The 10907-nt window shown below is 53.6% G+C and carries 10 protein-coding genes; 7 read left to right on the forward strand and 3 right to left on the reverse strand.

All coding sequences use genetic code 11. The annotated features are described in order from the left end of the window. On the reverse strand, window positions 1-554 hold a 554-nt coding region (locus AC06ND_RS08810), incomplete at its 3' end, for a hypothetical protein (RefSeq protein WP_475678610.1). 2 nt (window positions 555-556) lie between these two features. Then, a complete protein-coding gene (locus tag AC06ND_RS08815; RefSeq protein WP_475678611.1) occupies window positions 557-2824 on the reverse strand; it encodes a hypothetical protein in 2268 nt (755 codons plus the stop codon). 110 nt (window positions 2825-2934) lie between these two features. Here AC06ND_RS08815 and AC06ND_RS08820 point away from each other — a divergent pair, with 110 nt between their 5' ends. From AC06ND_RS08820 to AC06ND_RS08845, 6 genes are all read left to right on the forward strand, one after another. After that, window positions 2935-4134 (forward strand): MalY/PatB family protein, encoded by a 1200-nt coding sequence (locus AC06ND_RS08820; protein ID WP_475678612.1) that lies wholly within the window; start codon window positions 2935-2937, stop codon window positions 4132-4134. Window positions 4135-4155: 21 nt separating this feature from the next. After that, window positions 4156-4998: a DUF4886 domain-containing protein gene (locus AC06ND_RS08825; RefSeq protein ID WP_475678613.1), complete on the forward strand. Its 843-nt coding sequence runs from the start codon at window positions 4156-4158 to the stop codon at window positions 4996-4998. Between the two features lie 62 nt (window positions 4999-5060). Then, window positions 5061-6011, forward strand: a complete 951-nt coding sequence (locus AC06ND_RS08830; protein WP_475678614.1) for a bile acid:sodium symporter family protein — start codon at window positions 5061-5063, stop codon at window positions 6009-6011. Beyond that, window positions 6011-7264, forward strand: coding sequence for a 1-acyl-sn-glycerol-3-phosphate acyltransferase (locus tag AC06ND_RS08835; protein ID WP_475678615.1), 1254 nt, complete (start codon window positions 6011-6013; stop codon window positions 7262-7264). Before AC06ND_RS08830 ends, AC06ND_RS08835 begins: the two co-directional genes overlap by 1 nt. 3 nt (window positions 7265-7267) lie before the next feature. After that, the gene (gene omp85, locus AC06ND_RS08840; protein WP_475678616.1) at window positions 7268-8878 is read left to right on the forward strand and encodes an Omp85 family outer membrane protein; all 1611 of its coding nucleotides are present in this window, start codon (window positions 7268-7270) and stop codon (window positions 8876-8878) included. Beyond that, window positions 8878-9441 carry a hypothetical protein gene (locus tag AC06ND_RS08845; RefSeq protein ID WP_475678617.1) on the forward strand — a complete coding sequence of 188 codons (564 nt, stop codon included), beginning with the start codon at window positions 8878-8880 and terminating at the stop codon, window positions 9439-9441. The genes omp85 and AC06ND_RS08845 overlap by 1 nt, the downstream gene beginning before the upstream one ends. Window positions 9442-9541: 100 nt before the next feature. Here the strand turns inward: AC06ND_RS08845 and gap are convergent, their stop codons facing one another. Continuing rightward, complete coding sequence (gene gap, locus AC06ND_RS08850) at window positions 9542-10540, reverse strand: type I glyceraldehyde-3-phosphate dehydrogenase (RefSeq protein WP_475678618.1); 999 nt, start codon at window positions 10538-10540, stop codon at window positions 9542-9544. Between the two features lie 142 nt (window positions 10541-10682). On the opposite strand from gap, the gene AC06ND_RS08855 reads away from it, so the two are divergent. After that, window positions 10683-10907: 5'/3'-nucleotidase SurE (locus tag AC06ND_RS08855; RefSeq protein WP_475678619.1), on the forward strand; the 225-nt coding region annotated here is incomplete at its 3' end.

Here is a 10907-nt window from a genome sequence, read left to right on the forward strand (position 1 = left end):
ATGGAGAATCGAAGTCCGGCAGGATCATAGGTGACCATCATGGTCACGTTTCCGTCCATGTCATCCTCCATGAGCTCGACGTTGCGAGCCATGTTCTCGTCTATCGATTCCTTGGTGAGAAGCTGGTCGAATTCCGCGTAAGCGCTCTCCTCCAGATAGGCGGGGAAAGCCTCCAGGCCGAAGTCCAGGGCGTTCATGGCCCACTCTGGCTGGAGCTTGTAGAGAGTCGATACGATATGGTTGGTTGAAGAATCTCTTATGAGGAGATCGTCCACGAACTCATCCATGAGGGCAGCCAGTTTCTCCTCGTCCATCTCAGCGCCCTCGCGCCTTACGAGCTGGAGTATCACCTGGTCCTTGATCTTCATGTCAGAGAACGCGAGCGAACCCTTGTCGGACTTCTCTGTCGACGGGAGGATCTTGGTCATGTCCTCTTCGAACACGACCTGGGAGCCCATCACCGCGAAGAGTGCCGTAGTTCCAAGAAGAAGGGCCCACATCAGGGCCCTATGCTTCTTGAAATATCTGTATGCTGCTATGAAGAAGCGTTCCATTATTACTCGCTTACTTCTTCTGCGACATCTCCTGCGGGAACCTCAGCCTCTGCTGCAGTTTCCTCCGCAGGGGTCTCCTCTACTGCCTCGACTACCTCTTCGGCCTTGTGGAAAGGAAGACCTACACAAGCGAGACGGTCAGTGAAGAAGAGAGCTGCGAAAGCACCACCGCAGACCACTACGATACCGCAGAGCCAGAGAAGGAACTTCTTTCCTGCAGGCATCTTGTCTGAGAAAGGATCGTCCATCGCAACCTTAGGATACTTGGCGAGCTCGGTGAGGGTCGCACCGAACTTGGTGTTCACGAGAACCTTGCTGTTGATTGCCCATCCGTTGGCGTTGAGCACAGGAGCGAGGTTACGCTTGCGGAGCTTGAGCCATGCAAGGAACATCGAAGGACCTGAGATCACGACGATGAGTGCGAGGAACACGAAGAATATGGTGTACCATGGAGTTACGAGAGCTGCGATGGCCGAGCCGAGGAGGCCGGCAGCCATGCCGACAGCCGCGAAGATTCCGGCGAACTTGGCGATATCGAAGGTCTGCCTTGCGGAATTGGCGAGAGCCTTGCTCTCCTCAGACTGCTCGAGAGTGACCGTGTTTGCCTTGCTGGTGAGGTCTGCGCTTACCTTGCTGTCCTTCTCGGCAGCTGACTTGCTGATGCGCTCGCTGATGGCGTTACCCATCTTGCGGTATGGAGACCAGAATGCCTGACGGATGCTGACAGGGTTGTCGACGATCTTGGTGACCACTGCGTCATAGTCGATGCCGTCACGATCGTAGAACACTGCGTTCTGACCTACGCGGATACCGTCCACGTCACCGTCGGTGAGGACGGCTGCGATGTTCATGCTTGTACCCTTGGTCTTGCTGGTGCATGCGCAGTAGATGATGAACATGCCGCTCTGACCAGCCATGTCACCGTGCTTCCCCATGTCGCTGACCTTGATACAGAGGTCGAGGCGGCGCTGCTCGATGTAGAGATAACCGCACTGGAACACTGCGAGAGGGCTTCCCTCACCGACGGTGAAGAAGTCCGACATGGTCACATAGTTCTTGAGGAGCTTGTAGAAGTCGCGATAGTAGTGGAGAAGCTTGTTGACTGCGTCGATAGAGTTAGCCTCAGACTCGAGCTTCTTGTCTTCCTCGATGAGGGCAACGAGATCTGCCTTGCGGTCAGCTGCGAGGGTCTCCTTGACTGCGTCGAGACCGAGAGCCTCGACTGCTGCACCCTTCTTGTCTGCCTTCCATGCGCAGAATGCGCCGAACTTTGCGACAACTGCGTTCCACTCAGCCTCGGTGATTGCCTCAGCACCTGGATAGTCCACGTCGAGCACGAGGGTCTTGAGGGTCTCGAAAGCTGCCTTCCAAGCAGGGTTGATGCCTGCGTAAGCGAGCTTCTCCTCGCCGTTGATGCGAGCGAGAGGATATGATGCGATCTCATCGACACAGGTATTGAGGTCCTTCGAGCCGATGGTCTCGATGCGAGCGACTGATACGTCGAGGGCTGCGCTGCTGTCTGCGTTGAAGCTTACGAGCTTGCAGCGGAGGAAATAATCGGAAATCTTAGCCTTGAGAGCCTCGACTGCTGCGAGAGCGGCCTCAGTGTTCTCTCCGTAAGGATAGATGGCGTCCTTGCCGTCGACAGCAGCCTGCTGCCAAGCTGCGTAGTCTGCACATGCTGCGTAGAATGCCTCGAGCTGGTCAGCGTTGATGCCGGCCGCACCGCTGCGGTCTGCAGTCGAGCCTACGCTCGCGATGGCATTGGTGATCACAGCCTTGAGAGCCTCGTCATCGGTAGAGTCCGGAGTGATGATTCCGTCACCGTTGAAACGGGTCTTCGCGAATATTGCGACGCTGTCCGAAGTGTCAGCGACAGAGATTGCGTCAGCACCCTCCTTGCCGAGGTTTGCGAGAATCTGTGCTGCAGAATCGTGGAGCTGGTTTCCTTCCTCGTCCTCGGTGTTGAATGCTGAGAGAGGGAGAACGTCGTCACCCTTGAGAAGGAGGTCAGCATCCTTGATGACCTTTGTGAGCCATGAAGAGGCTGCGAGAATTTCGTTGACGCGGATCTTTCCGTCCTTGTCGGCGTCGAGCATCTCAAGTGTCTTCGGGTCGAACTCCAGGCCCTGAGTTGGGCAGCTGAGTACGGTCCAGAGCTTCTGGTCGAGTTCAGGGAGGTGCTTGATGTCCTCACCGCTGGTGATGTTGACTCTTGTCATGCCACCGACGTTCACGAATTTCCATTCGTAGCTTGCGTTGTTTGCCATATGAAAAACTTTGTTAGTGATCTTGTAATATATCTTGCGAATATAGGAAAAATATTCTTTCCTAAGTCAAAAATGATTAGCTTTGTATAATAAAGTAAACACGCGCGAAGATGTACGATTTCGACGAAATCATCGAAAGGGAGGGAAGCAACTGCATCAAGCATGACTCTCTCCACAAGCAGAAGGGCAAGGAGCTTATCCCGCTCTGGGTTGCGGACATGGATTTCAGGACTCCTGACTTCATCGTCGATGCTCTCAGGAAGAGGCTCGACCACCCTGTCTTCGGCTATACGGCACTGCCTGAAGGCTACTTCGAGCTTGTCAGCAGATGGGTCGAGGATCTCCATGGATGGAAGACCGACCCTGGCCACTACCGCTTCATCCCGGGCATAGTACGCGGCATCGGCTTCGTTCTCGAGTGCTTCTGTGCCCCTGGGGACAAGGTCATCATCCAGCCGCCCGTATACCACCCGTTCAGGAACGTGCCGACAGGGCTCGGATACGAGGTCGTGGAGAATCCGCTGAAGCCCCGCTATGCGCAGGACGGCCGCCTCGAGGGCTATGACATGGACTTCGAACAGCTCGAGAGCGTCATCGACGAGAAGACCAAGGTCCTCGTGCTCTCAAACCCTCACAACCCTGCAGGCATAGCATGGTCGGCCGAGACGCTCCGCCAGCTCGCCGAGGTCACCTCCCGCCGCGGAGTGACCGTGATAGCGGACGAGATCCATGCGGAGATGGTGTTCGGCAGCCAGCACGGACAGGCAAGGCATGTACCTTACGCAAGCGTGAGCGCCGAGGCTGCGTCGAACTCGGTGACCTTCATGGCTCCGACCAAGACCTTCAACATCGCAGGCATCGTCTCATCATACGCAATCGTCGAGAACGACAAGCTCAGGGAGAAGCTCTTCAAGTACTTCGCGGCAGTGGAGATCGACTTCCCTACTTCCCTCTTCTCTCCTATCGCCACCGTCGCTGCCTACACCCACGGCAAGCAGTGGCGCAGCGAGATGCTCGACTATGTGTGGGGCAACGTGGACTTTGTCCATGACTATATCGAGGAGAACATCCCCGGCATACATGCGCTCAAGCCTCAGGCTTCCTTCCTGGTGTGGCTCGACTGCCGCGGTCTCGGGCTGAGTCAGGAGCAGCTCGTGGAGCTCTTCGAGAAGAAGGCCGGTCTCGCGCTCAACGACGGCGCAATGTTCGGTGGTCCCGGATACATGCGTCTCAACATAGGCTGCCCTCGCAGCATACTCCGCACCGCCCTCGAGCAGCTCAGGGACGCGGTCGGAGAACTCCGGAAATAGACTAATCAAAAGACAGATACCATGAATAGAAAAATCTTCAGCAGACTACTCGCTTCAGCGATTCTCGTCCTCGTGACCCTCAGCGTGTCAGCAAAGGCAAAGGACCCTATCAAGGTGCTCGCAATCGGAAACAGTTTCTCTCTCGACGCGGTCGAGCAGAACCTCTATGAGATAGGAAATGCCGCCGGCGTACCTATGATCATCGGAAACATGTACATCCCGGGCTGCTCAATCGACCGCCATGTCGAGAACATCAAGGGCGACCTCCCTGCTTACTCATACCGCAAGATCGGCAAGGACGGCGTGAAGAGGACTACCGACGACATCCGTCTCTCACAGGTGATCAACGACGAGAAGTGGGACTACATCAGCGTACAGCAGGTAAGTCAGGACTCAGGTATACTCGAGAGCTATGCACATCTCGGCGAGCTTCTCGCATGGATACGCTCGAAGGCTCCAAAGGCCAAGATCGTTCTCCACCAGACATGGGCCTACGCAAAGAACGCGACCCACGACGGCTTCGTGAACTACGAGCGTAGCCAGTACGCAATGTACGACGCCATCATGAACACCACCAAGAACGTAGCTGACCAGCATAAGCTCAAGAAGGTGATCCCATCCGGCACTGCCATCCAGAACGCCCGTTCCACCAATCTCGGTGACAACCTCACCCGTGACGGCTTCCACCTCGACCACCACCTCGGTCAGTACATCGCTGCCGCAACCTGGTTCGAGGCTCTTACCGGAAAGACCGTAGTAGGTAATCTCTACTGCCCTTCAGGCGTCACCAACCTCGAGCTCAGGATTGCCCAGAATGCAGCTCACAATGCTGTCAAGAAACCTTTCAAGGTTACAAAACAATAGCTTCAGGACCCATTTGGCAAAAATAATTAACTTTGCCCACGTTATACTAAGCCTAAACCCCAATGACTACAGAGATTGCAAACGCCATCGACAGCATCCAGGTGACCCTGAATGCGGGCGGAATGAACACAATCAACATCGTGCTCGCATTCGTGATGTACGGTGTCGCTCTCGGCATCAAGCCGAAGACCTTCGTCGAAGTATTCAAGAGTCCGAAGTCCGTCATCCTCGGCCTCTGCTGCCAGCTCATCCTGCTGCCGGCGTTCACCTTCTGCCTTTGCTTCGTCATCGGCGGAATGATTTCGCCTATGATGGCTCTCGGAATGATACTCGTGGCATGCTGTCCAGGTGGAAACATCTCGAACTTCATGTCATCCCTCTCCAAGGCCAACGTTGAGCTTTCCGTATCGCTTACGGCGGTGACCACGGCCCTCGCGGTGTTCACGACTCCTTTCAACTTCTGGCTCTGGGGTAACCTCTACATCAACAGCCTCGGCGTGGCAGCGGACATTCCGCACCTCTCCATCCCGCTGCTTGACGTGTTCAAGACCATCTTCATCCTCCTCGGAGTTCCGCTCACCCTCGGAATTCTGACCAGTCACTATCTTCCTAAGGTTGCGAATGCACTGAAGAAGCCTTTCCAGTGGCTGTCCATCATCTTCTTCCTTGCGATGGTCATTCTCTCGTTCATGGGCAACATCGAAGCATTCAGCAACTGTGTGCAGTACATATTCCTCGTCGTCCTCATCCACAACTTCCTTGCGCTCCTGATCGGATTCTCCGTCGGAACGATCTTCAAGGTGCCACAGGCCGACCGCAGGACTCTCACGATCGAGACCGGCATCCAGAATTCCGGACTCGGCCTCGTGCTGCTTTTGGGAACCAGCATCTTCGCAGGTTTCCCGCCTCACGGAGGAATGCTCGTAATCACGGCATGGTGGGGCGTATGGCACATCGTTTCCGGCCTTACGGTCGCATCAATCTTCAACTTCACAGATAAAGACAAGAAATAGTGAGCAAGATATACGACAAGAACCCCTGGTACTCGCTCCTGCGCCTATATGTAGACAGGATGGTCGAGAGCAGCTACAGCGAGATGCAGGTCATCGGAGAGGAGAACATCCCTCAGGACGGCGCTGTCATCATCGCGCCTAACCACTGCAACACGCTCATGGATCCCCTCGTGGTGCTGCGCGCACGCAAGGAGCCTACCGTATTCGGTGCAAGGGCAGACATCTTCAACAACAAGACGGCTGCCGCCGCTCTCAGGTTCCTCAGGATACTTCCTATGGTCCGCAAGCGTGACGGACTTCGCAACGTCGCGAAGAACCACGACTCATTCGAGCAGATCGTGGAGACCCTTGAGAGCGGAATGATGTATTGCATGTTCTGCGAAGGCACCCACCGCCCTAAGCACTCGCTCCTCCCGGTCAACAAGGGAATAGTCAGGATTGCACTCGCAGCAAACGAGAAGTTCGGAGACAAGAAGCCTGTCTATATACTTCCTGCCGGCATCGAGTACGGCGACTATTTCCGCTTCCAGGCAACTGCCCTCCTCCAGTACGGAAAGCCTATCAATGTCACTGAGTACGTCAAGGAGCATCCAGACGCCTTCGAGGCTGACATCTACAAGGACCTCATGTGGAAGATCGCGGACGAGATCTCAAGCCTCATAACCTTCATCCCTGACAATGAGCTCTACAGCGCAAAGTGGACTCTCACCAGGATATGGGCAGGTCATAAAGGCACTCCAAAGAAGAAACTCGAGAACAACAGGAAGGCAGCGGAGAGGGCTGAAAACGCAGACGAGACTCTCCTCACTGCAGCAGAGGAGTTCGAAGCAGAGCGCAAGAAGGCCCACATCTCGATCAAGTCGTTCGGAAAGAAGAGACCCGTGGTCAACTTCATCAACAAGATCATCACCGGAATCATCCTCCTGCCGTTCTTCCTCTACAGTACCCTCATGGCTCTTCCTATCTGGCTCACTTCGAGGATCATCTGCTCCAAGGTCAAGGACCCTGCATTCACCAATACGGTCCGCTTCGGAGTGCATCTTGCCTTCCTTCCTATCATGGCGATAGTGTGGGGCGTACTGCTCTTCGTATTCCTCCCTTGGTTCGTTGCTCTGCCGCTGTTCGTCATTGCGCTCGGAGCCAACATAATCCACTACAGGAGCCTCGAGTTCTACAGGGTAATGTTCTCGGATTTCCGTCTCTTCGGTTATCCTGAGCTCGTAAAGAAATATTGGAACATCAAAAACAGGTAGCATATGAAAAGGATTGCAATCGCAGCACTCTGCCTCGCTCTCTGCTCTGCAGCATACGCGGAGACCAATGAAAGCGCATCAAAGGAGAAGAAGGCGAAGAAGGAAGTGAAATATGACGAGAATGGAAAGATCATAAAGACCGGACTCAACTTCGGACCGCTCCCTGCAGTGGCATTCGACGCAGACAAGGGTTTCCAGCTCGGAGGCATTCTCAACATCTACAACTTCGGTGACGGTTCGAAGTACCCCAACTATTTCAGCAAATGGTACATCGAGGCCTCGTACTTCACCAAAGGTTCGATGCTCTTCCAGCTCCAGTACGACAACAAGGAGCTCATCCCTGGCATCAGGTGGTCTTCCGCAGCAGCCGTAACCATCGACAAGGCTTTCGACTTCTACGGTTTCAACGGCTACCAGAGCTTCTATGATTCCGACAGGATCGACGCAAGCAACGACAAGAAGGCAATAAAGAAAGGTACGGCCCAGCCGGATCCTAATCTCTACCGCTACACTCCTTTCTACAGGTTCGACAAGATGACGGTATTTGCCAAGACTGACTTCACCGGTAAGATCACCGACCACTTCTACTGGGAGGCTGGATACCATTTCCAGTATTTCCGTCAGGACGAGATCGACCGTCTGAGCATCAACAAGAACAAATTCTATTACGACACCTTCCCTTCAGGCCCTGACACCTACGACAACGCAAAGTTCCCGGAGGGAATGGAGCCTATCAGGGATGATCGTCCATATCAGCCTACCCTCTTCGAGTACTACAAGAGCTGGGGAATCATCGACAAGAGTGAAATCTACAACAAGAAAGGCAAGCCAAACATGATCAACAGCAGCGTCCGTCTAGGTCTCATGTATGATTCACGAGACAAGGAAGGCGCTCCTGCAAGAGGTATTTGGGCTGAAGGCCATCTCATCGCCTCACCAAAGTGGCTCGGCTCAAGCAACTCCAACTACCGCTACAGCCTCACTTTCAGGCAGTATGTACCTCTCGTGAAGAACGACGTGCTCACCTTCGCATACAGGCTCAACTACGAGGGTACGATCGGTAAGTTCTCTCCTTATTATACCTATCCTTACATCACCGTCGTCGGTAACGACGGAGACAAGGACGGCAACGGAGGTTACCGCACCGTACGTGGTATTCTCAGGGATCGCGTGATGGGCCTCGACCAGGCTTCATACACCGCCGAGTTCCGCTACAAGTTCGTGGATTTCCGCTTGGGCAAGCAGAATGTCGCATTCTCGATCACCGCATTCAGCGACGGAGCCATGGTGACCCGCCAGCGCGACATCACCTACAAGGGCGACGGAACTGACTACGCAGTCTACAAGGCATTCATTAGCGGCAGGCTCGAGGAGCACAACTATCCTGAGAAGTACATCAAGATGATAGACAACGGAGCTTATGGTTCCATCAAGACCCTCAAGGAGATGCCGCACATCACCGCAGGTCTGGGATTCCGTTTCATCATGAACTCCAACTTCATCGTGGCAGCAGAATACGGTATGCCTATCACCCGCTTCTTCAAGGAGAACAACCCATATAGGATGCAGGACGGAAAGGGTGCTTTCTACATCAACACTGGTTATCTTTTCTAATGGATAAGGAATATCTCGATACTTTCGAAAGCGGCCTTCTCAACGAGTTGATGAAGGTCGCTCGTTCGCTCGGCATGCTCGGAGACACTCTCCTCGCGAGCGACGACATCGACGACAAGTGGCGCGAGTTTGCGCCCGAATACATGGCTGACGCTGTCAAGAACGTGAACTCATATCCTGAGTTCGCAGTCGCATGCGCAGGATACGCAGGAATGGCGATCGCGAAGTGGTGGGACGAGGACTGGGGCCGCCATCACAGCGCGAAGTTCGCTTCCCTGCTCGGGCCAAGGGGTTTCGACGACATGGATGACCATATCATGACCGCCATACTCGGACATGCTCTCAGCTCAACCGAGGCTGGCGTGCTCGTCAAGACCATGGAGGTTCTCGCCCAGACCACATGGACCTACATCCGCCACTCTTCCATCGAGGCAGGCACTGCCGACGCCTTCCATGCGCTCTCTCGTGCATGCAGGTGTCTCTACAAGGTAGGTGCGGCGATGCAGCTCAAGAAGATGGGTTACCGCTTCCAGGCTGTCAATCTCAACCAGCTTCCCAGCTGATCACTTAGCAAGTGGGAAGCAAACTTCTTACTTCACGGGAACAAAAAAGAGCTACCCGATCGGGCAGCTCTTTTTATTTTGAGTTGGTATAGTCAACAAATTACTTGCTGATGACGCGTGCCATTTCGCAAACCTTGTTTGTGTAACCCCACTCGTTGTCATACCATGCGCAAACCTTTACGAAGGTAGGATCGAGCTGGATACCAGCCTTAACGTCGAAGACAGAGGTCTTTGACTCGTTGCGGAAGTCGGTAGAAACGACTGCATCCTCAGTGTAACCGAGAACACCCTTGAGCTCACCCTCAGAAGCCTCCTTCAAAGCAGCGCAGATCTCAGCGTAAGATGCAGGCTTAGCAAGCTCGCAAGTAAGGACTACGAAAGATACGTCTGAAGTAGGGACGCGGAGTGACATACCGGTAAGCTTACCGTTGAGCTCAGGAAGAACCTTACCAACAGCCTTAGCAGCACCAGTTGAAGAAGGGATGATGTTCTCGAGGATACCACGACCACCTCTCCAGTCCTTCTTTGAAGGGCCGTCAACGGTCTTCTGGGTAGCGGTAGCAGCGTGAACGGTAGTCATGAGACCACGAACGACACCGAACTTGTCATTGAGGACCTTGGTAAGAGGTGCGAGACAGTTAGTGGTGCAAGATGCGTTAGAGATGATCTTCTGACCAGCGTAAGTAGTGTGGTTAACACCGTATACGAACATAGGAGTAGCGTCCTTTGAAGGAGCTGACATGATGACCTTCTTTGCACCAGCTGCAAGGTGAGCTGAAGCAAGCTCCTCAGTGAGGAAGAAACCGGTAGACTCAACAACTACGTCTACGTCAAGAGCACCCCAAGTGATCTGTGCAGGATCCTTCTCAGCGAAAACCTGAATCTTGTTACCGTCAACGATCATGTAGTTACCCTCAACCTGGATGTCGTGGTTGAACTGGCCATGTACTGAATCGTACTTGAGCATGTAAGCGAGATAATCTGGATCGAGGTGGTCATTGATACCTACAACGACGATGTCCTGTGAGAAGTTCTCAACAGCAGCACGGAATACCATACGGCCGATACGACCGAATCCGTTGATACCAAGTCTAATCATTGTTTTGTAATAGTATTAAAGAGTAAAACTTAAATTGTCTTTCAATAGGTTCCGACCCTAATGACCGAAATCTTTGCAAATTTATAAACTTTTTTCAAAAGTGGAATAAATTATATTTATTTTTGTCAGGAACTTGAAAAATATGGAGATTCTCATCACAAACGACGACGGTTACCAGGCAAAGGGCATACGTGTCCTTGCAGAGATCATGTCCGCATACGGAAATGTCACCGTGGTAGCACCGAAGAACCACCAGTCCGGCATGTCGATGGCGGTGAACCTCGGAGGCATGCTGATTGAATATCGGAAACTCACGAAGGATGAGGCTCCTACCCCGGCGGGAAGCTGGTCATGGCTCGATGCATAC

This window comes from Candidatus Cryptobacteroides sp., from assembly GCF_056207615.1.